This window comes from Endozoicomonas elysicola (assembly GCF_000710775.1).
Lineage (GTDB): Bacteria > Pseudomonadota > Gammaproteobacteria > Pseudomonadales > Endozoicomonadaceae > Endozoicomonas > Endozoicomonas elysicola.
On sequence record NZ_JOJP01000001.1, the window covers coordinates 1,056,074 to 1,081,360 of the forward strand.

The following is a 25,287-nucleotide window of genomic DNA, read 5'->3' on the forward strand; positions in this document are numbered from 1 at the left end:
CCTTAATGATTATTCTTTTTGGCTTTTTGTGATCCGGGTTTTTCAAAAGCAACGGTCAGGGTACCCAGCTTGATCCCCCATTTGCTCATCGTGGCAACATTCAGTAAAACACCGTCTTCCTGCAGGAACATCCAGTCATCAAACGTGACGACCCACTCTCGGCCACTGATGGGGAGGCGCATCTGATATTTGAAGTTGAAGGCATTACCCGCACTTCGTCCAATCGCACGGCCAACGATATCTCCGGCGGTTCCCTGGTAGTGTCCATCACCAATAATTTTGACGCTCCAGATTCGGTTTGACTCAGTGCCGTCTGAGTAAATGAAATCCTCATTCAAGGTCAGCACACCGTCTTTTACTTCACCATTCATGAGAACTTTAAAGCGCTTTTGAACATTACCAAACCGATCCTGAAACATGCCCCAGGCAACGGTTTCTCCAGCAAAGTATTCTTCAATTTTCAGACTCGGCTCGCTGTCTGCATAATCTTCAATATTCATCGTGGAGCACCCCGTCAGCATAAACAGTAAGGTCAGGAGCCAAACACGACTCGACTGCCAGGTTGTTGTTAAAGTGCCTGACATGTTTTTCCCTCCAGTGGTTTGGTCAGCTTATAGAGGCAAACATCAATGCTTTTGAACTGAAAACCGGTAGTGCAGTAATCCAGATAGAATTGCCACATGCGTTTAAAGCGCTCATCAAATCCGAGTTTTTCAATCGCGGGCCAGGCGGCAAGGAAATGCTTTTTCCACTCAATCAGGGTTCTTGCATAGTCGAGTCCAAAGGACAGACGATTGGTGATTGCTAATCCTGCCCTGCTGGCTTGCTCTTTCATGGTTCGATCGCTGGGGAGCATGCCACCGGGAAAAATGTACCTCTGAATGAAATCAACACCGCTGCGGTATTCTTCAAAGCGACAATCATCAATGAGAATGGCCTGAATAACCGCAGAACCACCAGGTTTCAGGCTGCTGTAGATTTTTTCAAAATAAGCTGGCCAGTGCTCTTCACCGACAGCCTCGATCATTTCAATGGAAACGATATGGTCAAACTGCTCATGAATATCCCGGTAATCAGTGAGACTGAACTGATGGGACTGGGTGTCGGACATTTGTTGCGCATAGGTGAGCTGTTCTTTTGACAGTGTGATCCCGTGGTATGCGCCCTGATGTCTCTGGTTGAGTGTTCGGGCAAAACCACCCCAGCCACAGCCTATTTCAAGAACGGACTGCCCTTCTCGAAGTTCAAGCCAGTCAATAATGGTGTTGTATTTATTCTTTTGTGCCGTTTCCAGATCCTCGTGTTCCTCAAGGTAGAGTGCACTGGAATAGGTCATTGAAGGGTCAAGCCATAGCTTATAAAAGTCATTGCCCAGGTCGTAATGAGCGGCAATATTGCGGCGACTGCCTGAGCGGCTATTGCGGCGCATCTTGTGCAAGATGCGATTAAATATATTGCTGAGCCAGTTGGATGCCATTACTCCCTGCAGATTGTCCTCATTGGCCATGGCCCAGTCGGTCAGAGCTTTCAGGTCCGGAGTGCTCCAGTCACCATTGATATAGGATTCTGACCAGCCGAGTAACCCCTGGCTGCTTTGCTGGATCAAACCCATAGGGTTATGGATTTGCAGACAGGGAATGGGAGTGCCTGACTTGAATTGACCGACCATAACGCTTTCATTGCCATCAATGCGCAGCTCGATTCTGCTAACTTCGGCCTTTACCAGTCGTTTTTCCAGCCAGGAAAGTACTTTTCGTAGTGCAGGGAACAGCGGTTTACTGGTTATTTCCGTGGAACTGGTTGAGTTCATATATGTTTCTCCCTGTTCGCTGCATTTTTTCCTTTCGCTATAGGCATTTCTGCACGGCTATGGCTGAAAAAGAAATTTCTTGGTCTGTGTGTGTGAATTGATGTGCCCTTAAGCCAGAGCCTCAAGGCTTCCCAGTGAATGGCCGCCATGACTTTCATGGTTTGCAGTGGCAGAAGCATGGTCTGTTTTACGATGAAGCGGTCACTGATGGTTTGCCGAAGTCCGTTGAAAACAGCAGTAAAAAGTTTGCCACTGGGGTTATGCAGGTTAATAGCAAGAGTAACGCTCTCTTGTGGAGGGCGTATCCGGAAGTGGTAGTAGCAATCCATGGGGAAGAACGGGGAGACATGCAGTGCTTTATCCGCTCGTTGGTGAAAAACCTTTGTTTTATGGTCTATAGACAGGGGATCATTTGATCCTGTTTCAGCATCGATTTTCGCAACATACGAGTGTCTTTCACCAAACGTATTGCTGACTTCATAGACGATTGCTGTCAGCAGGCCATCTCGATAGCAAAAGTAAACGGCCAGTGGGTTAAATGTATAGCCAAACATTCTTGGATAGCAGAGCAGGCTTATTTTATCGGGTGTGTCGATATCATGTTGCTGCAGCAAAAGCTTGATCTGATCTTGTAATGGTGTATCTGAACCATCGCCGTGATCGCGATGATAGAACGACACAACATTGAACCTATTGCTGGAAAACAGGGTTAGCTTTTTATCCAGTTCGTCAATGCCATCCAGATCCAATAACCAGGAGGCAACACGGTAAGCAAAGCGATGCTTCTTTGGTTTAAAACGATGATGCATCAGCTCACCCACGTAGATAGATGAAGAGCTATCAGACGGGTGCATTCTCAGGACTCCTGCTTCTGAGGCTGAGACGTTGCAGATTGAGAGTCCGCGAAGCTTTGACCAGAAAAGTTCCTCCCAAACAGGTCTGGCCGATGAAGCCGGTCATTTTCGCCTTTAACCTGCCAGGGCCTGCGAATACCACCAAGACTTTCTGCCACGGCAAGACCGGATTGAAGCCCATCTTCGTGGAAGCCATACCCCATCCATGCACCACAATACCATGTGCGGTTTCTTCCCTGGAGCTCCCAGATTCGCTCCTGGGCTTCAATGGCGGCACGATCAAATACTGGATGATCGTAGAGGTAACAGCCATGAATCAGGCCAGTGTCAGGCTCCTGTTCGGGATTTAACGTGACAAATAGTGGCATGCCTTTCAGGTGTTGCAGTTTGTTCATCCAGTAGGTAACGGCAGGACCCTGTTTACTGTCTTTGCCTGACGGTGCGGATCCAAGATAATTCCAGCTGGCCCAGGCCTTTTTATTGTGAGGCATTAGTCGTTCATCACTGTGCAGAAGCGCTTTGTTTCGCTGAAAGGTAAATGCCCCGAGTAAATGTTGCTCAAACTCGTCAGGCTCAGAAAGCAGGTTGAGCGTCGTGTCCGCATGGCAGGCCATCACGATATGGTCAAAGCTCCACTCTTTGCCCTGAAAGTCGGTGAGTTGGACCCGGTCAGGAAAACGTTTGACCTTTCTGATGCAGCGATTAGTGAGTGCGTCAGTGCCCAGCTCATCGATAATCCGCTGAACATACTCACGACTACCGCCTTTAACTGTCTGCCATTGTGGGCGATCCGTGAGCTGAAGCAGTCCATGGTTTGAGCAGAATCGCAGAAAGGCCAGTGCAGGATAATCCAGCATTTTATCCGCTGGAGTTGACCAGATGGCAGCACCCATTGGAATCAGATGATCGTGAATGAATCGTTGGCTGAATCGTTCACGGTGTAACAGTTGTCCCAGTGTTAACGACGCATCAATGCCATCTTCATGCTCAAGGCTGCCCAGCCACTTCTCACTATTACGGTAGAAGCGCAGGATATCGGCGATCATTACCCAGAAACCCGGGCGAAACATATTTCGCTTCTGGGCAAACAGGCCTGACAGGTTGGTGCCAGCATACTCTGTAGCCCCGTTGTTCAAAGAAACCGCAAAAGACATGTCCGTGGGGACAAAAGGCACCTGTAGGTGTTTGAAAAAAGCGATCAGGTTTGGATAAGTTTGTTCATTAAAAACAATAAAGCCAGTGTCTACAGGTATAGGTTTCTCATCGCCCACAGAAACAGTGTGGCTGTGCCCGCCAAAGCGATCATCCTTTTCAAATAAAGTCACGTTATGCTGTTTGGAAAGTAGCCAGGCGCAGGAAAGTCCGCTAATACCGGAACCGACGACAGCTATATTCATTCCTTTTGTGGACACGAATGAGACTCCCTGTTGGTTTTATTCGCTATAAAAAGACCTTAATACAAGCAGTAATATTGTTAGTATTTGTTGTTTGTGAAGGCTTTTCATAAGAGCAGTTCAGCAATGCTAAGAGCGCTTACGATCAGAATGACACATTGGTTCACAGGAAAAAATGATTATTATGGGGAGAGCGTAGGGGAGGGGAGCAATTAGGTACTTGACCAGCCGTCCATGGTTTGCTGACAAAAGCAGTCATGGCTAGTTCTAAGCCCCGGGGGGCTGCTGTGAGTGTTTTATTTGGAAGAAGTACTAACGTCACAAAAAAGACTATTGAGATACTATCTGAATGAAATATGGCCTTCGAAGTATTGTCTATTTCAATGCGTTGAATGATATATATGATCAGTAGTTTTAACTTTATGGGCAGTTCCCTTCCATATGCTAGATGATAATTACATATCTTTATAGTGAATAACGGCAATAACTGTATTGAATTATTAGATTAGTAGCTGGATGGCCTGATCTCTGAAAAATTAACCATTTGTAGCTTTTTCAGATAATAATTTTAAATTAAATAGCATCGATTCTTACAAGGAGGGTATTAATTATTTAAATAATTAAGTCTATGGGGAGAGTGAAGTTATTAAGCCTGATAAGGAAGGGGTTAAGTACATAAGTTTTTATTGTTTTTTATGATTTTGATAAAAATTATTTTGAACATTTTTTAGGGGTATTTGTCTGAGTTTCCAGTTTTTATGCTTTTTCGTCTGGAGATTTGAGACATGCTTAGTAATTTAGTATCGAACTTGTTTGGTGGCAGTGGCGGAAATGAGTCTAATGGAAACAATAGTGTAAGAAGAGATTCATCTTCGGCTCTTGGTTACGACGGTGTTAGTCCTGCACCAGGTGTCTCTTCATTCGGTGTTGACAATGCAACTCCTTTTCCTGGGGACATGGGAAAAACTGATATTGAAAAGCGTGGTATCAAAGAGGCTCCATCAACTCACTATGTATCTGGCGATTTGATGCCTATGCAAACAGCTCAATCTTTCCCATCAGCACCTCCTAGTTATGAGAACTCTCAGCTAAATCATATCAATGACCAACTATCAACTTTGCAAGGCAATATTGAACGGCTATCGCGAGGAGATTTTTTTGGGCGCGAGACGGAATGGCTTAATTATCTCAATGATCAGCTACGTTGTTTAAGTGATCAAGTGCTCGCTACGCGCGCAGAGAATCCTGGTTGTTATGACGAACTTTGTGCAAAACATCATGAACTGAGTTCCCAGCTTGAAAACACCAGAATGAGAATTCTAGATTTTATGCTTCTGAATCAGTTTGAATGGGTTACATCCCAGCTTGGTGCTGTTTTGAACACAGAAATAGTTGAATCGAGTCAGGTTAAAGGCGTTGAACTTGGCCTTCAGGCTCTATCAAAATCAGTGCAAGACACTAGTTCATCGGCTAATTACGGTCAAAATCAGGAAAGACTTGCTCGTCTTCAAAATGAATTGCAAAAGATTAGGGCGTGTGCCGCTGCACAGGATGCATATCGATGCTTGTGTGGAAAGCTTGATGAACCCCTGATTATGGTTGACATAAACTCGTGCTCGGGCGAATTAAACGAATTAGAGGGGTTAGTAAAAAAGCTTCCTTCCTTGCAGCGGATTCCGCTTCAGCATCAATGTAACGGTTTACGGGGTAAGTTGGAAGACGCTCAGGCGGGGAAGAACATTATAGATATTAAACTAAAGTTTAGTCATCTAGAAAATAGCATGCAGCAACTGGAGTATTGCTCTGGAGATATATCCGCAAGTCGTCTTCCGGAAGCCCGGAGAATACTAAAAGAAGCTGCTGATTTAATTCTTCAATTAAAGCCAGATCAAGCCAGCCCATTCAATCATGAACTGGGTGATCTTTCGAAAAAGCTGGATTCTTTCGAAAATAAAAGTAACCCAAAGTCTAGGAAAGCAGAGACTACCCAGCATAGAAAAGATCCTCTTGATTCCGGGGTTGGTTCAGTACGCGAGCAGCTATCAGGTTTTCAGAATAAAATGTCCAGCGAGAGTGCCCAAAAGAGTGTGCGCGATCTGGGACGCTTACTAATGAATTTCCAAGTAAATAATCAAAATGATTCTGGCAGGCACCCCGCAAAGGTTGTCACGCCAAAACTAACAGAGCTTGCTTTTCAAGTTGCTAAAAAAATGGGTGCTGAAGTTGGTGCACAATTTCATAGCGATCTATATGTGGATGCAAAGGTAAGAGTGGAGGTTTCCAAAAGCCAAAATGGAGAGATACTGCCCGTCATTAAGCGTATAAATTTGGATGAGATCGATATGAGTCCAGTAATGCGTGCTCGAATGGTGCAGTCTAATTCAGGGTATCGATCAGGAACTGTTCCTGGTTATATTGTTTATCTTGTTGCAGATGATAAAAAAGCCTTTGGGGATGGGCGAAGTTTTAAGCTGCAGTTGAAAACCGATTTAACTCCCGATTATGCCAACAAATTTTCTCAGAGTGAGCTTGGTAAACAATATTGTCCTTTGGGTGTAAATCTCAAAATACCTGAAGGCTTAGAGGAGGGTGCTCGATATTTCGAGAACTATTGGATTGCAAATACAGAGTTGAGATCCTCCACCCACAGCCCTTTTGCTTTTGGTCAAAACCATGGGGATTTCAAAGAAGATATTGGAATTCTTGATGTTAGCAGGGTTCTCAGGTCAACGGGAGTCGATGCAAAGGAGGCATCTTCAGCTCTGTCCGGCCAAGTTATCCCTGTTGTTATTGAGTTGAAACGACAGCCTGATCATGTACTTGATAAGTTCAAGCCACCTGAAATTCCGAGAGCATATCTAGAGTCTTCATCCGGAAGGTCGTCTTTGGGTGGAGGTTGGTTGGAAAATCTTATACCTGAAGGATCTTGTTTTGAGGGAAGTGTGGTTGATGAAGATGAAGATTTTGAGCCAGAGTCGTGTGAGGGCGATTTTGAGTCAGAGTTGTGTGAGGGAGATATGAGTGATGATGAGGGTCTTGAACCTGAGTGTGAAGAAGGTGGCGTTTTCGCAGTAGGCCTTGATACCACCACAGCTCACGGTACGTCAAATAGGCATTCAGCTGATAAAAATCTGATTACCTCTCCAGCCTTCGTTTTTGTCCGTACAATCTCTCCCGGCAATGAAGGCGTTAAGAGTGTTGCAGAGCTAGAACGCTTGATGAATGATAGAACTGCTGATATTCAGAGAAATTTATCCCAATTAAAAGTGATGTAAAGGTATCTGTTGTTGGCCTTGCCAGTGAATCACCCTCTCCAAAAGGGGGAGGGTGATGTATCGCAGACTACTAAAATAAAGGAACCATCATATTTTTATTACTGCTTAATATCTGTTTGAAATTCCACTGATCCTGGCTCCATTTATCGTCACCAGTGTACTTGAACACGACATCACCACTGTCCAGATTATAGGTGATGCTGTACTCCGTAGCGTAGGTGTCCATGGCTCCTTCACCCGCATAAGCGGCCTGTTGGGGAACTTTTAACGTGGTGCCCTCAACGGCCATCATGGCGTGAATCGGAGAGTGTGACTCTTTAAGCTGAGACACAAAATAGTGGCTGAATACAAACCGCTGCTCTGCACTGGTATTGCCTGCTTCCAGGTTGAAATTCCTGTCAGGGCCACCGGCTTTTAAGAGTTCCTCTTTCTTGGTATGCCAGCTTTCCAGAAGCGTATCCTGCCCAGGATTGTTAGTCATTACCCTAGCGTCTTCACCACGATATACCTTCATACCATCTTCATCGTACTGAACAACCAGACGATCGCCGGATGCATCGGTCACACCATAATGAAATGCGGGTGGTTCAGGCAGTTCAGGAATGTTTGCAGAGCCCACTTTCAGGGAAGGCAGTGCCTTTGCAACCTCTTCAACGGTGGTGTAATTGGAGAGTAGATATCCTCCCAGTTCAACCTGAGATACGTCACCTGACTCTGCTTTATCCAATGTCATCGGGCGGTAGTATTGAACGCTTACCTGCAGGCCATGCTCATTCACACCTTCTCCAATAAGGTCACCATACCCGGCGATGGCCAGATAGTTATTTTTTACCTTATAGGTGTCGCCAGTCTGTACACCGTGAAGGTTACGGGTTGTCCCTTCACGAACGGTCATCAACACCGGTTTTGTGCTTTCCATCCAGTCCATGGTGCGGGTTAAGACGACACCGTGGTTGCTTTCCCAGACTACGGAAGAGCAGGCTTCAGCAAGCCCAATGGTACCCAGCATGACAGCAGATGTTGTGGCGGCAATCAGAACCTTTTTCATGAGTTATCCCTCTTGTTGTTCAGGTTGTTCTTGTTCATTTCGATTCAGGTTCACTTTACCGTGAGGGTGTTCTCAGGTTTAAATCACTTTTGTTGGATTAAATCCACGGTTTGGCTATTGGAGGAATGTTGAGTATGCCGGTCAGTTACGAACAGGTCAGAGCATTTGTTACGGTTGCCGAAACAGGGTCTTTCAGTGCAGCTGCCCGCCTTTTGAAACGGGATAGGTCAACCTTAAGCCAGGTGGTCAGTAATCTGGAAATGGATCTTGGTTATCCGCTGTTTCATCGAAATGGCCGCTACCCGGAGCTGACAGAATCGGGAGAAGTACTTTATGCCCATGCGAAGAATCTTGCCGAATATACCCTGGCGTTCGAATCCATCAGCAGAAGCATTGAGGCTCAGCAGGAGGCCCAGCTAACCGTTGCCTACAGCGACCTTTTGCCTGTGAAAATGATTGCGGATGTTATGGCAGATATCCGGAAGCCGTTCAAAGCGGTAAATATTCACTGGTTGAAACTGGGCCTGGAGGATGCCAGTGAGGCTATTGATCAGGGTAAAGCTGATCTGGCCATTGTTCTGATGAACAGTGGTAAGTCAATCAGCCCAAAAGATTATATTTACCTGATGAATACGGCGTTCTGTGCAGTTGCCAGCCCTGTAATGAAAGTTGCTTCCTGCGACTCACTGGCTGTGCACGATTTGAAAATGTACCGGCAGCTGATCCCCGAAGACTATTTTTCTTCCCATATGGATCAGACGACACTGCTTTCCAGCCATTACCAGCGTATAGCCAGCCATGATCTCCTGATGGCGTTATTGCTGATGGGGGAGGGATGGGCTTTGTTACCGGAATATTGCGTTGCTGATGCTATTGAAGAAGGAATCCTGAAACGGCTTGATGTTAAGGAGCTGAATACCCCCCTTAGGTTTCCATTCAGCATTTTGTCCCGCAGTGAAGCGGTGACAGGACCCGTTAAAAAAGCCCTGCTGGTTTCACTGCGTGAACAGGGGCAATTGTTCAGTGCAATAGAGACTTAGAAAGTTCGACTGGTATTCAATATCCGGGCTACGACAGGGCTTCAATTGATGCCGGGAATAAAGCCATGCATGGCCAGCTTTGCCTCCTCCGGTGTTCATAACGCTTCGGTTGGCAAGTGAGGTTAGCATCGTGAGCTACTGGTATAACCATGGAAATACAGGGGTAAATAAAGCAGGTCATCAGATGGTCGCGATTTTCTGTTCAGGAAATGCTATGCAGGGCGGCTAATGAGGGTACGATGAAGAACCATGACTTTGTTCGCCGTAAAGAGATCCTTATTGGGACTTCTTCCGGATCAGCTGGCCAGACAGCATGCGGTCAGGTATTACACCGAATTTTATCCTCTTCATCCCTATTACTCGAACCAGTGTGGCCCGGGAAAGCCTTATGATGAACGATTGCGTGATTCTACCTGGATATTCCTGAATTAGCCTTTTTTAACAGTGCTGGTTATTCAACTGATTTTAATTAATCTGGCGTTGTTTTTTAAGTAAATCGTGATGTTATTCTGACAAAATGGGACGTGGGGCCTGCATATATCTAATTGATGATCATCATAAAATGATGGCTTAAATATGGTTGGTGGTTGTGTTTTTGATGTCAATGTTAAGCTCTGGATTTAACTAAGGTGGATGGTTTTAATTTTTAAGATTAAAAAATGTTATCAAGTTATAGATTTTTCCATGACAAAATTGTTCAGAATAAAATTCTTGTTTAATCGTATAAAGTCTGGTTGATGTGTTTGATTGCAGGAACGTATTTTGGTTTTTCTTGTCTGATTTATTCGGTTATTAATAAATACACTAGGAGTAATTAACTCATGTTCAATACCTCCTCATATCTATCCGGTTCAAGTGGCCAAAACGGTTTATATGACAATAACAATTCAGGAAATGGTTTCAACTTGCCTTCAGGCAACAATGGTGTTGGTCCGGCTCCCGGAATGCCTACGGTCAGTGCTGCCAATCCGGGCCCTTATTATCATGGAAATGTGTATGATACTGGAATTGAACATCGTGGTGTAATTCAGACTCCATCAATGCCATACCTCTCATACGATTGGATGCCCACTCAGTCAGATCGGCCGTACCCGCACCCATCAGCACCTCCGCATTTCATGAACCTTTCTTACGATCAGCTCCGTAATGAATTATCACTAATGGGCACAGAAGTTAGTGGTTTATCAAATGGGTCATATCATGGACATGAGGGAGGCGATAATGACTGGCTTAATCATCTCAGTAATAAATTGTCTTGGTTAACACAGCAGGTGCAAAATGCTCAACGTGATAACCTTGATCAGTATGGTGTACTTACTTCTTCTTTAGAGCAACTGCGTCGTAATTTTGATAGTGCCAGAATAAATGTTTTAGAACGAGCACTTCAAAATGGTTTTAACCAGTTTGACATCGATATGATGAATGTTTTCAAAGAAGAACAAGTAGCACCAGCCCAGGTTTCAACTCTTGAACAAGGCTTTCAAAGCCTCTCGCATTGGGTTAATAATTTAGGTTTATATACTGATAATCGTAATTATCAGGATCGTCTTACTGGTCTTCGTACCAGGCTTGATACTCTAGAGAATAAAAGTCCCCCCTACAGACCAGGTGCTTTAGACTCTGGGGTCAGTTCAGTTCATGATCGGATGACCGGTTTCCAGGGTAAAATGTCTCCAGAAAGTGCTTTGCGCAGTGTAAATGATTTGGGGCAGTTGCTGACGAATTTCAGCATACATTCCCAGAATGTCTCTGACAGACCTTCTACAAAGGCTGCTCCACCCAAGCTAACAGCTCTTGCTTCTAAGCTTGCAGCAGATAGAGGGGTTCTTGATGGTGCAAAATTTCATAACGACCGGTATGTAAAATCCAAAGTAACCGTGGATGTTTCTAAGAGCGATCTTGGCAAGATACAGCCAGTGATTGAACGCACAGAATTTTCTGTTCGTAATATGAGCCAGGCAATGCTTGACCGAATGAGAGAACTTGGCATGAGCCTTAAAACTCGTACTGTACCTGGTTATATTATTTATCTTGTTGCTGATGACGAAAAAGCCTTTGGTGGTGATCGAAGTTTCAAATTGCAGTTGAAAACAGTCTTAACCGAAAATTATGCCAAAAACTTTTCCAGGGGGGAGAAGGGGAGCATGTACGTTCCTCTGAGTGTTGCACTTAAAATACCTGAAGGTTTGCATAAGAATGCGAGTTATTTCCCATGCAGTTGGGCTGCACATGAAAGTAAGCAGTTATTGAACTCATCCGAGCATGCTCCATTTGCTTTTGGTAAGGATCGTGGAGGGTATAAAGAAGATATCGGTATTTATGATGTCAGTAAGACTCTCAGATCTATGGGAGTTAGTGCAAGGGATGCTGCTTCAGCTCCTTCCGGTCAGGTAATTCCGGTGAATATCGAGTTGGTTAGGCAGTCTGATCATAGCCTTGAACAGTTGAAGCCCGCAGAACCCGCGAGACGTTCCTGGTTGAGCCGGTTGATATGGGGAGAGAGTGACAACAGTAGAAAGAGTAATGGTATACGTCTTGAGTGTGAATTTTTTGAACCTGAACGGGGTATACCTGAATCCTGTATGTACAGCTCCGATGAGGAGTGCGAAGTTCAACCTGAAGGCTGTGTAGAAGGTGGCGTGTTACCACTGGGTCTTGATACCACCACAGCCCACGGGTCTACGAATAAAATCTCGGGCAGTGAACGTTTGACTAACTCACCGGCTTTGGTTCTGGTTCGAACAATCTCTCCCGGTAAGGAAGGCTTTAAGAATACGGCAGAGCTGGCTCATCTGATTGATGATAGAACCGCTGATATTGAGAGGAGTCTATCCAGTTTAGATGTGATGTAATAGCATCTGTGGCTTTTTTTTGAACCTGCCTGTGAACCCCTCCTCCGTTAGTAGAGAGGAGGGAGAACGCCCCTGAAATAATCCATAAATTTACTGCTTGATAGCTTCTGGAAGCTGCCCTTACCAATGTATTTGAATACGGCACTACGTCTGTTCAGGTTGCAGACAGGACTGCGTTACGTTTTTTGAGAGCCACTGATGGCTCATCAGAAACAGTTGACCTTTAAGCGATTTTGCACGTTCTAGCTTATGTAATGACAATGGCTGTAGTCTGAGAGCATTACGTTCTGAGTTAACAGATAATGTCGTTCCCTCTTTGGGTGAGAGTAATAAAAAAAGAAAAATGAAGCTGAGCTACCAAAGCTGCCATTTTCTATCGAGGAAAAGCTATGCAGGGCGGCTAATGAGGGTATGATGAAGAAGCATGACTGCGTTCGCCGTAAAGAGATCCTTATTGGGACTTTTTACGTAGAAGTGGGCATGTATAAGAAAATTAAAGAACTATGGTACATCTTCGGCTTGTTGAAACCTCTATGGAATTCAAACCTGATCAGGCAGCGCAAAAGCAGGACTTCAGGCAGGTTCTCGTTGATCTGGCGAAAAGTCGCGATAAAAAGCTGTTTATGCAGCTCTACGACTATTTTGCTCCTCGACTGAAAAGCTTTCTGGTCAGAAAGGGGGCTAATGAAGAGCTGGCAGAAGAGCTGGTTCAGGAAACCCTGCTGTCTGTATGGCGTAAGACTTCCAGTTATGACCCTGCAAAAGCTACGGCTTCCACCTGGATCTTTCGCATTGCCAGAAATCTATGGATTGACCGGCTTCGTAAAGAAAAGCCTGACATGCTTTCGCCCCTGAACAGTTATCCCGAAGTTGGCTACACGCCAAGTATGGCAGCCTGTGATGCTGGACGATTAAAAGACGCCCTGGATGCTCTACCTCAGCAACAGGCTCAATTGGTTTACAAAGTGTATTACGAAGGAAAATCCCATCGAGAAATTGCTGAAGATATGGACATGCCCATAGGCAGTGTGAAATCAGGCCTAAGGCTTGCATTTGATAAATTGCGGGTTCGCATTGGAGGTGAGCCATGAGCTGCAATCACCATCCTGATGACAGCACCCTGCTCAGTTATGGCGCTGGCAGTCTGCCAGATGCTCTTGCTATGGTCGTCGCCTGTCATATTGCTGCCTGTAGCCACTGCCGCGGTAAAATTGCCGATGCTGAGCAGATTGGTCTTGGTCTGATGGAGCAGGAGCCTGTGCAATCCATGTCTGAAAGATCACGGGAATGGATGCTGGCCATGCTTGATGAGCCGTGTGAAGAAAGCATGCCAGAGCCTCAGCTAGCAGTTGGTGATGACTCGGACGGAGATATACCGGCACCACTGCAGCCGTTGATTGGTCAATGGTTCAGTGAACTGCACTGGAGAACGATGGCACCGGGCATGAAGCAGTTTATCCTGCCAGCTTCGCAGGGCAAGCTGCGGTTGCTCAAAATTGCTCCCGGTACCTTTATGCCCTCCCATGGACACAGTGGTTCCGAGCTGACCCTGGTACTTAAGGGGTCATACAGCGATGAACTGGGGCGTTTTTCCGCCGGAGATGTGGCGGATGTCGACCCGGATATGAATCATCAGCCAGTGGCAGATACCCATGAAGGGTGTATCTGCCTGATTGCTACGGATGGTCCCCTTCGCTTCAAGGGACTGGTTCCACGGCTGCTCCAGCCTTTTTTTCAGCTATAAACGCTGCTAGTCAGGTCAATGGCAAGATTTCTTGCTATTGACCTGAACTTTTTTCTCGACGAACCTGTCAAAAAGTTTCTAGTGTAATTCCAGAGAGATCGTTTCATGACGCTTGCTGCCCTCGCCGTAGTTGCTGTTGCTTCACTGCTGTCATTTGCACTGGCTTGGTTTGTCTGCCGGCAAACTCAGCATAGCCTGAAGTTGCAAATGGAGCGGGAGGTGGATGCCCAGCACCTGCAGATCGACCAACTGATCGAGCAGAAAAACGCTCTGCAAGATGAGCTGGCAGAACAGAAAGTCGTTCTGCAGGAAAAGCTTGAAGCGAGTAAAACTCTGCTGCAGAAAGAGACCCTGCGTCTTAGCGATCAGCTCAGCCAGCATCAGGTCAAGGCAGGGCGTCTGGAAGCCATGATGATTTCAGAGCGCAAACGCGAAGCTGAAAAAACCAGAGACTTTCAGGAGCTGGCTAAAGAGCTGGCATCCGAGCGGGCTGTGCGGAGTCAGGCAGAACAGCGGGCAAAAGAGCTGGAAACCCGCCTTGAAGAACAACAGAGCCAAAACCAGAAAGCCCTGATGCAGCTTCAGGAAAACAAGGAAGCCCTCAAACAGGAATTCAAACACCTGGCGCACGAAATCTTTGAAGCCAGAGGTAAAGTTCTCTCTGATCAGCACCATGAACAGCTGCATTCACTATTGGCTCCGTTCAAGGAACAGTTGGGTGAGTTCCGTAACAAAGTGGAAGAGGCGCACCGGGAAGACAGCGTTAGCCGCGCAGCACTGAAGCAACAGCTGGAAACCATGCATCAGCTCAATCGAAAGATGACGGACGACGCTGAAAGTCTTGCTAAAGCCCTCAAAGGAGACAAGAAGCTTCAGGGTAACTGGGGGGAAATGCAGGTTGAGACCATCCTCGACAGCAGTGGTCTGATCAAAGGCCAGGAGTACGAGCGTGAAGCCAACTTCAAAGATGAGGATGGTCAGAATAAGCGTCCGGACTTTATTGTTCACCTGCCCGAAGGTAAGCACCTTATCATTGACTCCAAGGTGTCGCTGGTGGACTACATGGCTTATGTGAATGCAGAAACGGATGCTGACCGTGATGCGGCCATGGTTCGTCATATTCAATGTATTCGAAATCACATCAACAGCCTGAACCAGAAAGACTACCCCAGCCTGCCGGAAATCAAGGCTCCGGATTTTGTTTTCATGTTCATGCCTATTGAGCCTGCGTTTATTTCCGCATTCCAGTATGACCAGCAACTGTTTAATGAGGCGTTTGAGAAACGTATCGTCGTAGTAACGCCCACAACATTGCTGGCAACCCTGAGAACGGTTGCTAACCTGTGGACCATTGAACGTCAGAATGCCAATACCCGGAAACTGGCTGATAAAGGTCGTCAGGTATACGACAAGCTTCGCATCTTTGTGGAAAAAATGGAGAAGTTGGATACACAGCTGGACAATGCCCGCAGTACCTACGATGAAGCCATGGGTACGCTGAAGCATGGCCGTGGCAATCTGATAGCCCAGGCCGATCAGTTTCTGGCACTGGGTGTTCGGGTGAAGAAAGAGTTACCCGCCAAAACGCTGGAAACGGCTGATCTGGAGCCCCTTGAGGCAGAAGAGTTACTGGCTTTTGAAGCAGGGGCTCAGTCAGCAGCCTCTGAAGTGGATGTCGTGACCTCCCATCAGGAGGAAACACCGGAAGCCCGGGAATCAACGCCAGAACCCGTAGAGGTTTCGCCTGTCACAGAAGCTCATTCATTAGCGGAAGAACCAGTAGAAGCCTATGAAGAACCCACTTCTGAACGGGGTGTGGATAGTACGGTTGTTGATGAACCTGAACCACAGGAACCGACATACTCAGATGTTGTCGCGTCTGAAGTGACTCCTGCAATTGCGGAGCAGTCCTTTGAGCATCAAGATTACGGTTTGCCTGAGCAGCACGCACAGACTCCGGAAGATTATGGTGTGGAAGAACCGGCTGCAGAAGCAACGCCTCATGAGTCCGTAATGGTGGCTGAATCGGGGAGCCAAGCGCCTGATCTCGCTTCGCTGGATTCCAGACCGGGTTTTGAATATGCAGAGGCAACGACAGCGACTCAAAACCTGCAACAGACCGAGTCTTCAGTTGAGGACAATGGCTATGCGCCGTCAGGTGAAGGTGAACTCCCAAATACTCCGGACTTCTCCGTGCTGGAATCCCAACTTGCCGAGCTGGGCAGTGACTTGTCCTCTACCGATGGAGAGTTGCCGTCTCTTGAAGCAGAACTGGCCAGACTGGAGCAGGAGCACCCTGAATATTCCTTATCTGACTATGAGCAACAGTTCAGGTCAGAAGACACCCCCTCAAAGTAACCTTCTCTAAATAGCGTATTTACCCCCACTGTGCCGAAGCCGGGATTTCAGTAAGCTAGTTTCAAAAGAACATGGACTTACCTGAAATCTCAATCCCGGCACACTCTAATGAACACGACGATTAAGGCAGATCTGGTACTTCTGCTGGTTACTCTGCTGGCTGCGTCTGGCTGGCTGTTTTCCAAGTTTGCCATCGGTGGCATGCCGCCCATTGGTTACATTGGAGTCCGATATATTGCAGCAGCTTTATTGTTGTTGCCTTTTGCCGCACGACAGCTGTTTCAGTTAAACAAAAGCCAGTTATTCATCTGCGTGATGGTGGGGTTAATTCAGATGGCAGCCATGTATCTCTGGATTCAGGCTGTCGACAGCTCTGACCGGCTGGGTGAAGGTGCTTTTATCATGAGCCTGTCCATGATCATGGTGCCCTTTATGGGAAGGTTGCTCTATGGTAGCCGAATTGATCGCTTCACACTCTTTGCCCTGCCATTTGCGATTGCCGGTATTGCCTTGCTGGCACTGAAAGGTAGTTGGGAATTTGAACCTGCCCAAGGGTTGTACCTGATGGCAACGCTGTTTATTGCCTTGCACTTTGTGTTCACCAATCGTAATGCGCCAGGCATCCCTTCAATGGCTTTGACCTTTATATTGTTGCTGGTTCCGGGTGTGCTAGGAATGGCTATTTCTGTCACTACAGAAAGCTGGCCGGAACAGATTGCTACCGATACCTGGGTCTGGGTAGCTGCCGCAGTATTGGTTGCCACCAGTCTGCGTTATTTCCTATACACCTGGGCGCTGAAACATTCAGAAGCAGGCCATGCCGCGCTGATCATGGTGATTGAACCGGTATGGACTGCGCTGATGAGTGCGATCTGGATGGGAGAGTCCATGACTTCCCAGAAGCTTCTCGGTTGTGGACTGATCTTTATGGCGTTGCTGGTTGCCAGGTGGCGTTCCATCTTTAAGCCAGCCATTGCCGAATCACAGCTGGTCCGGGAATAGCGTATTCAGAATAAACGGGTAGCGGCTTGCCACCGGGCGATGCCGCTTATGGGTCAGGTAAATGGTTTCATAAACGGCAGTGGTCATATTTAAGATGCTGATATCCTGCTGCCGGGGAAAAGCATTCACAATGGACTCTGGTAAAACGGTAAAGCCATTACCGGCAGCTACCGGCTCGAGAATCAGGTTGATCTGGTTTACCGCGCCTTTTACTGGGAATTCGGAAAGGTGCTGGAATTGAGCATAGTTTGCCCGAAGCACTGACGATATATGATGGCTGGCATCAGGGTGCATAATGACACCCAGCAGGCATAAGTCACTGTAACCCGCTTCTCGATAACGAGCAGGAACCACAAGCAGTAATTGCTCCTGATCGATAGGGCGGGCTATGAGTTCAGGCTCGTCGGTCTGATGGGTAATCAGGCCAATATCAATGGTATTACTCAACAGCTCTGACACAATCCTGTGGTTCGGGGCCACCTCAAACTGCATCAGCAGCTCTGGATATTGCTGCTGTATGACACAGAGCTGAGGGTAAAGCCTCATGGCCAGGGCTCCCGGACTGCTGAGTCGGCAGGCCCCCTCATAAGGATTGTCTTCTTTCAGGGACTCTTTCAACTGTTCTTCACTGACGACCAGTTCCTTGGCAAAACGAAGTACCTTTTCACCTTCCTGTGTCAGCTCAAAGCCTTTTTCATTCCGGTTAATCAGCGTTGCCTGGTAATAGTCTTCCAGTTTGCGAATATGCTGGCTGACGCCCGGTTGTGTCATGTGCAGCAAGGCAGCGGTGCGAGTGAAATGCTTCTGCTCAACCAGCGCAATAAAGGTCTTTAGCCAGAGTGGATTTATCATAACAGGATATTATCAATATCATCAAAAATGATAATTTTTTGTTCTCGAAATAAGCTTCTACACTGATGTCATTGCTATTGAGGTAAAAGACAATGACAGACCAAGTATACCCAAGAACCTTTTCTCATATCGGTATTTCTGTTCCAGATCTGGAAAAGGCCGTTAAGTTTTACACCGAAGTGCTGGGCTGGTACCTGATTATGGAACCCACCACGATTGTAGAAGACAACAGCGCGATTGGTGAGATGTGCACCGATGTATTCGGTGCCGGCTGGGAGCACTTCCGCATTGCGCACTTATCCACAGGTGACAAGATCGGTGTTGAGATCTTTGAGTTTAAAAATCAGGAAAATCCTGAAAATAACTTCGAATACTGGAAAACCGGCATTTTCCACTTCTGCGTACAGGATCCGGATGTAGAAGGCCTGGCAGAAAAGATTGTTGCCGCCGGTGGTAAGCGTCGTATGGAAAAACCACGCTTTTACTACCCGGGTGAAAAGCCATACCGCATGATCTACATGGAAGATCCATTTGGTAACATCCTGGAAATCTACAGTCACAGCTATGAGCTGACCTATTCCGCAGGTGCCTATAACTGATTCTTTAGGTTAACCACAGCGATCACAAAGCGCACAAAGAAAAGCAATTCTTGTGCGTTTTTTTTGTTCAGCGGCTAAACATATCACTGCATCATGCTTTCGAACGGGGTTGCCCGGTTACGATCAGCAGTCCTCGTGTATTACCCCGCGGATCAATCGTATTCATCGCTTTCAGCAGGTCTGGTATTTGCACCCACGCGGGTAAGTAATGAAACCGGGCCACATCCATAATCAGCACCCGATCGCTCTTGGCATCATAAGCACCCAATACCGACCAGTGGCCGCCACCTCTCTGCCTGAGACAGGCCCGTTGATAGTTGATCAGAACATAATGATCACTGTTTACCAATGCCTGACTCAGAAGGTTGCGTAGCTGATGAGCCGACATACTGTCACCATACATGGTTTGGACCTGAACACCGTGGGTTTCCAAGGCATAGTGCAGCTCTGTGATATCAGTTCCCCTGGACATCACGATTTTGGGTGAAAGATAAGGCAGAACGGTGGGGGTGAAAAAGCTGTCCTGTGTCAGGTATGTATGAGGGTAATAGACCGGGTCACCATATTGACTGCTGCCCAGGGCGTTAAGCACCGTAATGGCGCTGGCAATACCACAGTAGGTTTGCGTTTTCTGGGTTGTCAGATGAGGAACGAGGCGCCAGAAGTCTGCGTTTTCCGATAAGCGTTGCTGCATGGGGATTGCTTCAGAGCTGTTCCAGTAAACGACAGTCGTTCTTTTTGAGGCGGCGAAGCAAAAGCTGGAAAGACATATAAGCAAACTCAAAGAGATGAGCCTAATGTTTTTCATCATCATGGTTGTTGAGTCATGCTGTGAAGAATTATGTATGCGACAGTGTAGGACAAGCTGGAAAGCACTTTTGGACTTTGCATTCTCTTGAGATAGATTTTAGCGTGGTAAGCTGAAAAAATATTTGCAGAGCCAGAAAGGGATGAACCATGCCTTCAAGCAATAAAAATGTACTGATTACCGGATGCTCCAGTGGCATTGGCCGGGAACTGGCTCTTGAGTTTCAACAAAGAGGCTATCGTGTCTGGGCGACCGCCCGTAACCTGCAGAGTATTCAGGCGCTGTCTGACCAGAATATCCAGGTGTTGGAACTGGATGTGACCGATGAGTCGCAGGCTCAGGCGGTTGTACAGCATATTCTGAACACGGATGGTCATCTGGATATGCTGGTGAACAATGCGGGCTATGGCAGTATGGGGCCATTGATTGATTTGCCAGGCAAAGAGCTGGAACAGCAGTTCGCCACCAATGTGTTTGCACCCATGGCGCTTATCCGTCAGGTGGCTCCTCATATGTGTGCCCGTAAACAGGGTACCATCGTCAATATTGGCAGTGTCTCTGGTGTGCTGTTTACCCCGTTTTCGGGCAGTTACTGCGCCTCCAAAGCGGCGTTCAATGCATTGTCTGATGTGTTGAGAATGGAGTTGAAACCCTTTGGCGTGAAGGTAGTGACGGTTCAGCCTGGTGCCGTCCAGTCAAGGTTTGCAGATAATGCCAGCCGGGTATTGGAGCAGGTGTTCAAGCCGGACAGTCTCTATATGCCCATTGAGGCGAAAGTCAGGGCTCGAGCCAATGCCTCACAGGATAACCCCACGCCGGCGGATAACTTCTGTCGTGACCTAATCGATAAACTGGAGTCTGGGCGTGTGCTTAATATCATCCGGCTGGCCAATGGCAGTCTGGCATTTCCCTTGTTGAAAGCGCTGTTGCCAACTGCCATTCTTGAGAAAGTTCTGGGCAAAATGTTTGGCCTGAATCGCCTTCGGTAATTTTTTTGTCTGTAGGTATATATTCTTTTTGCCTTTGTGGGGCAGGTGATATAAAGTACGCCACCTGTTCGGGGCGGTAAACGTTTTGAGCAAATGGTGAGGTGTCCGAGTGGCTGAAGGAGCACGCCTGGAAAGTGTGTGTACGTTAATCGCGTACCGAGGGTTCGAATCCCTCCCTCACCGCCATATCCCCTTCTGTAAGTTCCTGATTTCCCTTTCTAAAATAGCTCATTTTTACGACCATTGTCTTTTTCTGTCAACGAAGTGTCGACGGAGAAAAAATACCCTGCATTTTCCGACTTAAATCGTTATTTCTTCCATTACCTCTATTGTTTCTTCTGCTTCATCATCCATGCCGGATAACGGATTCAAATTGATCGCCTCCTGAAAATGGGTCGGGTCAAATTTGGCGTATCTCATGGTCATGGAAATATCGGCGTGTCCCAGTATCCGTTGCAGCACAATGATATTGCCGCCATTCATCATAAAGTGACTGGCAAAGGTGTGGCGTAATACATGGCTGCTCTGGCCTCTCGGAAGCCGGATATTGGAGCGTTTCAATGCTCGGTCAAAACTGCACAGGGATGAAGTAAACTCGCCGTATCGCTCAAAATGCGCTTCTACTTCACGATAGAGTTTCTGGTTGATGGGGATGCTGCGAACCTTCTTGCCCTTGGTTTGCGAATAGACCATGCAGCCGTTTTGCAGGTGGGTCATAGTGCGGCTTTCAACCTCTCCCCAGCGAGCACCCGTAGCAAGGCAGAGCTTGGTAATCAGCAGAACATGAGGATTGTTACAGCTTGCCCTAATTTCCGTTAGCAGGGTGTTGATTTGCCGCTTGGTGAGGTAGGCCAGTTCCCGTTCCTGAAGCTTGATCTTCTTAGCCTTCTCCAGTGGATTCTGATAGTGGATCTCGTCAATCTCGATCAGGTAGTTATACACGGCTCTCAGGTAGCCCAAATGGTTGTTAAGGGTCTTGTCGGATACGGTGCGTTGGTTGTCGGCCTTGCCCATCTTGTTACTGCGTTTGATCGCCTTGTACTCATTGAAGCGGGAAACCGTCATTCTCCGAGCCTGAATATCTCCAATGAAGGCAACCATGCTATCCAGCACATTTCGGGTACGCTCTCCATCTGCCAGTTCCTGACCTCTGCCCTGATACCAGATGTCTATGATCTCGGATAACAGGCGTTTATCCTCCTTCTCGATAAACTCTTTATTCTTGAGCTGCGTCTGTCCCTTGATGAAGTTGACGAACTGGTTGCATTCGGCCTTGGTGTCGTAAGTACGCCGATACCGTTTTGCACCTCGCTTCAATTGCAGGTCAACTTTCCACTTTCCGGTTTTATGATCTTTTCGAATGCTCACTATTCAATGCCCCTAATTATTATTTTTGTTCTAAGCCGTGATTTTTTATAAACAGAAAATAAAAACTAACCGGTTGTAAGCGGTTTGAATTCTAGTTCTGAATTAAATGAGTAAAAAAATCACCGAGGATATTGTCAGCGTTGATTCCAAAATTATATGATTTCGAATTAACAGGGAAGTCATTTCTCTGTTCCACTAATCATAATAAAAAAGGAATGAAAGATGGCTGAGAATATCTGCTTGTTTTTTACTATCAATATGTTTGCTGATTCTGTTGGCGTCACAAAAAGAACCGTCGAAGGCTGGATTGATCGGGGATTTATTCCCACGGTTAAAATCGGCAAGCGTCGTTTGGTCAATGGTCACGCTATCAGGAAACAACTGGAAGAATCCAGCGATGAAAGCCCTGTTTTAGCAGGTTGCTAAACTGTTTGGGCATCCACTAAGTATAGTAGAAAAGCCTTGAAAATCAGGGCTTTTCTCGCTTTTATCTGCAAAAAATAAAGGATTATTTTACTCTTTTTCTGCTCTTCATCAGGGCGGGAAATAACTTATTTTATTTGACAGTGAAATCAGCGATTAGAATTGACGCCTCAAAAAATTCCATTTTTTGAGCGAGCGAAGCGGTGAATTCCGCTGATAAGCTTCACTGTCAAAAAAAATCGTTATTTCCTTTATATTGGTGGTTGTGGGCGGTTGTTAGCCATTGTTAGTGGTTAATGGTTTTAAACGCTTTTAATTAACAGTGTGAGTCTGCTTTCTTTGTTGATTTTGTTTTTCTGTAATGTAAGGATGATTCGAGAAGATTCAGAAAGTGCATTATGAAATAGAAACAGTGATGCAATTCAACAAAAAGATTTTTCCATTCACTTTGTCATTAAAAATGATGAAGTGATTGTATTGAATAAAAAAACAGAGCCACTATTGCCTCATCCTTCAAAGGCTCTCCTGATTTTCGTGAAGGCAAAAGCCACCAGGGCGAGTTGCCTTTACACATGGCGGCTGAAGCGGTGCTTTTTCTTTCGGTATGAAAAAGTACCGGTTTAGTCGAACCACCACGCTTGCAGATCCTCTGCGCAACTCGATGGCACTTGCCCATGGTGTTGCGCAGAGCGGTCGCAGCGTGCAAACCATCAGGAGGCACGATCTCAATGCTGACACCCAGCTCACCAACGACACCCACGGACTCGCCGTCTGACTCCCACGCCCTGACTTGCACGCGCAGCGCAAGCGGGCGGGGGGAACGTCCTTGTAGCACGTTATATAAATACAATATATGGAATGCGAAAAGTTATAAGAAAAGGAATTCTTAGCTATGAATCATCTAAAACGTTATAAGGTCGCCGAAAATGGCTTCACCACCGTACCCTCGGAAACCGGGTTGATCTTCTGCCATCCCAAGAAAGGGAAAGTACTCGATCTCACCGACAGTGGGTTTCAGGTGGTGGGAATGTGTGTGGATACCCTCCGGCAAATCTTCAAAGGCCGCATGGATCTGGATTTTCTGACGGATATTCAGTACAGCATCGACCTCAATGAGAAAAAGGTGCGATTCCTTGGGTTCGATTGGTTGGTGGGCAAAAGTTCCAAGTCCTCCGGTTATCAGTACCGACTGCAAAACAATGATCTTGGGTTGATCCTGTTTTTCAAAATGTTCCATGCCAAAGCGGAGTCAGAAAGCTCTCACCTGAAAATAGAATGTTCCCCCTGGTATCTGGATAACCGTACACCTGTCCAGATTGATGCGTTCCTGAGAACCATTGCAGAGAAGATTCTGAGAGTACCTGAACCGCACTACCCAGCCATCCATCTGGCCGTTGATCTACAGGGTTGGGAACCAGAACATGATCTGGCAGATAAGGTGGCTTGCCGCTCTCGTCGGGTTGCTCAATACAATGGATTCGAGAATATCGAGTTTAACTTCTCCTACATCTCCTGTGTGTATGATCGCTGTCAGTCGTTCAAGTTCGGTCCTGCCACCTCTGTACAGATGGCGATTTACGACAAAACCATCCAGTCCAAGGACTCTGATAAGCTGGATTACATACAAAACAAGTGGAAGAAGTATGCCGGTAAGCAGGGAAGGGCTTATGATGCTGACAGTGACGTATTTCGAGTTGAGCTGCGTTATCACCATTCCGTCGTTGAACAGTTCGCTCTTGGCTCCTATGACAGTAATGGTGTGATTGGGTTAAGTCTGAAATCTTACACTGAAATTACCAGTCATCTTCATGGGCTTTGGCAATATGGATTGAAGTCCTTCAAGCTGAAATACAATACCAACTATTTCCACCCAATCTGGAGTATCCTGATGAATGATCTGGTCTTCGCCCCTGAAGGAATCAGTACTCCAGATCAGCAATTCAACTACCAACGCCATTACAAGAAACCGGATACCTTCTCTGGCAAGAACTACCAGCTCTATCTGGGGAACTACCTGTCAGCCTGTGCCAGAAAGCGATTGCCCTTTGAAACGGTACTGGAAGAGCTGCAAAACAACATCATCTGGAATGACATTGCCCTCTACTATGAGCACATCAATACGACAGAGCATGAGTTGATTGAGCGACTTTGTGAGGGTTATCAGGAGCGTATCCTGCTGGGGTATGCCATATGAGAAAAACCAATACAGAAAGGGGAGAGTATCCCCTGACTGTTATTTTTTGGTGGATCGAGTCGGTTGCTCGACTGGATTCTGATTTTTCAGAGCGTCACCAAGAATCTCAAGGATTGCCACCAGTTCCTCAACTTCTGAGTTATAGCTCTCACGGATCACCTTGGTGGTGTACTGACTCAGGTCAGAAATCTCATGACGCTTGGCTTCAAGCTGGTTCTTGGCGAGATGAATCAGAGTGCAAAGCATGGAATTTGTAAGTGTTTTCATGATTTTTATCTCTCTTTTTTTGAATGTAATTTGTCCAGTAACGGCGAGAGGGCGGGTCAAGAAAATATTTTCTTCGAAGAAGCAACAGATTTTTTTGAGTAAGGGCGATGCTGTTCAAAATTACAGGAATTTTAAAAAAGAGATGATAAGTGACATGGGAATTACTGCCGAAAATACCTCTATTACGTGTGGTTCTTTCATGTTGGTGCAGTGATTGCCACATTGCACAAATAGGCTGTAGAGCAGCAGTTAGTCGGATAAGTGTATCCGTAACTAGATGATTACTGAAATATGATATGGAGCAATGTTAACCAATGCAGAGCAATGGTACTATTTTTGTCTCATGAATCTACATATATTGTGTCGTACAAAAAGAGCATGCCTGACTATTCCTGAAAATGTCTGGACGG

General features: G+C 46.5%; 21 protein-coding genes and 1 tRNA gene. 12 read left to right on the top strand and 10 right to left on the bottom strand.

The features are described from left to right. Positions 1-2 precede the first annotated feature (2 nt). The 4 genes from GV64_RS04420 to GV64_RS04435 are packed head-to-tail and all read right to left on the bottom strand — an operon-like array spanning position 3 to position 4,076. Positions 3-584, bottom strand: a complete 582-nt coding sequence (locus GV64_RS04420; protein ID WP_020584124.1) for a DUF3833 domain-containing protein — start codon at positions 582-584, stop codon at positions 3-5. Next, a complete protein-coding gene (locus tag GV64_RS04425; RefSeq protein WP_020584123.1) occupies positions 569-1,810 on the bottom strand; it encodes an SAM-dependent methyltransferase in 1,242 nt (413 codons plus the stop codon). Before GV64_RS04425 ends, GV64_RS04420 begins: the two co-directional genes overlap by 16 nt. Continuing rightward, positions 1,807-2,664 carry a DUF1365 domain-containing protein gene (locus tag GV64_RS04430; protein WP_020584122.1) on the bottom strand — a complete coding sequence of 286 codons (858 nt, stop codon included), beginning with the start codon at positions 2,662-2,664 and terminating at the stop codon, positions 1,807-1,809. Before GV64_RS04430 ends, GV64_RS04425 begins: the two co-directional genes overlap by 4 nt. A 2-nt stretch (positions 2,665-2,666) precedes the next feature. Continuing rightward, a complete protein-coding gene (locus tag GV64_RS04435; RefSeq protein ID WP_236632916.1) occupies positions 2,667-4,076 on the bottom strand; it encodes an NAD(P)/FAD-dependent oxidoreductase in 1,410 nt (469 codons plus the stop codon). A gap of 767 nt (positions 4,077-4,843) precedes the next feature. Here GV64_RS04435 and GV64_RS04440 point away from each other — a divergent pair. After that, positions 4,844-7,333 carry a hypothetical protein gene (locus GV64_RS04440; protein WP_020584120.1) on the top strand — a complete coding sequence of 830 codons (2,490 nt, stop codon included), beginning with the start codon at positions 4,844-4,846 and terminating at the stop codon, positions 7,331-7,333. 70 nt (positions 7,334-7,403) lie between these two features. Here GV64_RS04440 and GV64_RS04445 read toward each other — a convergent pair whose 3' ends face one another. Continuing rightward, positions 7,404-8,381, bottom strand: a complete 978-nt coding sequence (locus GV64_RS04445; protein WP_020584119.1) for a linear amide C-N hydrolase — start codon at positions 8,379-8,381, stop codon at positions 7,404-7,406. Positions 8,382-8,515: 134 nt separating this feature from the next. Between GV64_RS04445 and GV64_RS04450 the strand changes: the two genes are divergently transcribed. The 6 genes from GV64_RS04450 (at position 8,516) to GV64_RS04475 (ending at position 17,377) form a co-directional block, all read left to right on the top strand. Continuing rightward, on the top strand, positions 8,516-9,421 hold the full coding sequence (locus tag GV64_RS04450; protein WP_020584118.1) for a LysR family transcriptional regulator: 906 nt from the start codon (positions 8,516-8,518) through the stop codon (positions 9,419-9,421). Between the two features lie 821 nt (positions 9,422-10,242). Further along, entirely contained in the window at positions 10,243-12,273 is a 2,031-nt protein-coding gene (locus GV64_RS04455; protein WP_034844036.1) for a hypothetical protein, read from the top strand. 533 nt (positions 12,274-12,806) lie between these two features. Then, complete coding sequence (locus tag GV64_RS04460) at positions 12,807-13,364, top strand: sigma-70 family RNA polymerase sigma factor (protein ID WP_033403559.1); 558 nt, start codon at positions 12,807-12,809, stop codon at positions 13,362-13,364. Further along, a complete protein-coding gene (locus GV64_RS04465) occupies positions 13,361-14,017 on the top strand; it encodes a ChrR family anti-sigma-E factor (RefSeq protein ID WP_020584115.1) in 657 nt (218 codons plus the stop codon). Before GV64_RS04460 ends, GV64_RS04465 begins: the two co-directional genes overlap by 4 nt. A 105-nt stretch (positions 14,018-14,122) precedes the next feature. Further along, on the top strand, positions 14,123-16,375 hold the full coding sequence (gene rmuC, locus GV64_RS04470; RefSeq protein WP_020584114.1) for a DNA recombination protein RmuC: 2,253 nt from the start codon (positions 14,123-14,125) through the stop codon (positions 16,373-16,375). Positions 16,376-16,483: 108 nt separating this feature from the next. Continuing rightward, the gene (locus GV64_RS04475) at positions 16,484-17,377 is read left to right on the top strand and encodes a DMT family transporter (RefSeq protein ID WP_020584113.1); all 894 of its coding nucleotides are present in this window, start codon (positions 16,484-16,486) and stop codon (positions 17,375-17,377) included. Here the strand turns inward: GV64_RS04475 and GV64_RS04480 are convergent. Next, positions 17,357-18,229 (bottom strand): LysR family transcriptional regulator, encoded by an 873-nt coding sequence (locus GV64_RS04480; RefSeq protein WP_020584112.1) that lies wholly within the window; start codon positions 18,227-18,229, stop codon positions 17,357-17,359. The two genes, GV64_RS04475 and GV64_RS04480, sit on opposite strands and share 21 nt — an antisense overlap. Before the next feature lie 92 nt (positions 18,230-18,321). Here GV64_RS04480 and GV64_RS04485 point away from each other — a divergent pair, with 92 nt between their 5' ends. After that, positions 18,322-18,828: a lactoylglutathione lyase family protein gene (locus tag GV64_RS04485; protein WP_020584111.1), complete on the top strand. Its 507-nt coding sequence runs from the start codon at positions 18,322-18,324 to the stop codon at positions 18,826-18,828. A gap of 91 nt (positions 18,829-18,919) precedes the next feature. Here GV64_RS04485 and GV64_RS04490 read toward each other — a convergent pair whose 3' ends face one another. Then, entirely contained in the window at positions 18,920-19,522 is a 603-nt protein-coding gene (locus tag GV64_RS04490; protein ID WP_020584110.1) for a phytochelatin synthase family protein, read from the bottom strand. A gap of 263 nt (positions 19,523-19,785) precedes the next feature. Between GV64_RS04490 and GV64_RS04495 the strand changes: the two genes are divergently transcribed. Beyond that, the gene (locus tag GV64_RS04495) at positions 19,786-20,625 is read left to right on the top strand and encodes an SDR family oxidoreductase (protein WP_020584109.1); all 840 of its coding nucleotides are present in this window, start codon (positions 19,786-19,788) and stop codon (positions 20,623-20,625) included. 95 nt (positions 20,626-20,720) lie between these two features. Then, positions 20,721-20,811 (top strand) — tRNA-Ser (locus GV64_RS04500). 114 nt (positions 20,812-20,925) lie between these two features. On the opposite strand, the gene GV64_RS04505 is transcribed toward GV64_RS04500, so the two are convergent. Continuing rightward, positions 20,926-21,993 (bottom strand): phage integrase, encoded by a 1,068-nt coding sequence (locus GV64_RS04505; protein WP_020584108.1) that lies wholly within the window; start codon positions 21,991-21,993, stop codon positions 20,926-20,928. A 222-nt stretch (positions 21,994-22,215) separates the two neighbouring features. On the opposite strand from GV64_RS04505, the gene GV64_RS04510 reads away from it, so the two are divergent. After that, on the top strand, positions 22,216-22,419 hold the full coding sequence (locus tag GV64_RS04510) for a helix-turn-helix domain-containing protein (RefSeq protein WP_020584107.1): 204 nt from the start codon (positions 22,216-22,218) through the stop codon (positions 22,417-22,419). A gap of 451 nt (positions 22,420-22,870) precedes the next feature. Here GV64_RS04510 and GV64_RS04515 read toward each other — a convergent pair whose 3' ends face one another. After that, on the bottom strand, positions 22,871-23,212 hold the full coding sequence (locus GV64_RS04515) for a hypothetical protein (protein WP_152553918.1): 342 nt from the start codon (positions 23,210-23,212) through the stop codon (positions 22,871-22,873). Positions 23,213-23,308: 96 nt separating this feature from the next. Between GV64_RS04515 and GV64_RS04520 the strand changes: the two genes are divergently transcribed. Next, a complete protein-coding gene (locus GV64_RS04520; protein ID WP_020584105.1) occupies positions 23,309-24,610 on the top strand; it encodes a hypothetical protein in 1,302 nt (433 codons plus the stop codon). Between the two features lie 39 nt (positions 24,611-24,649). Here GV64_RS04520 and GV64_RS04525 read toward each other — a convergent pair whose 3' ends face one another. Next, positions 24,650-24,877, bottom strand: a complete 228-nt coding sequence (locus tag GV64_RS04525; RefSeq protein WP_152553919.1) for a hypothetical protein — start codon at positions 24,875-24,877, stop codon at positions 24,650-24,652. Positions 24,878-25,287 lie beyond the last annotated feature (410 nt).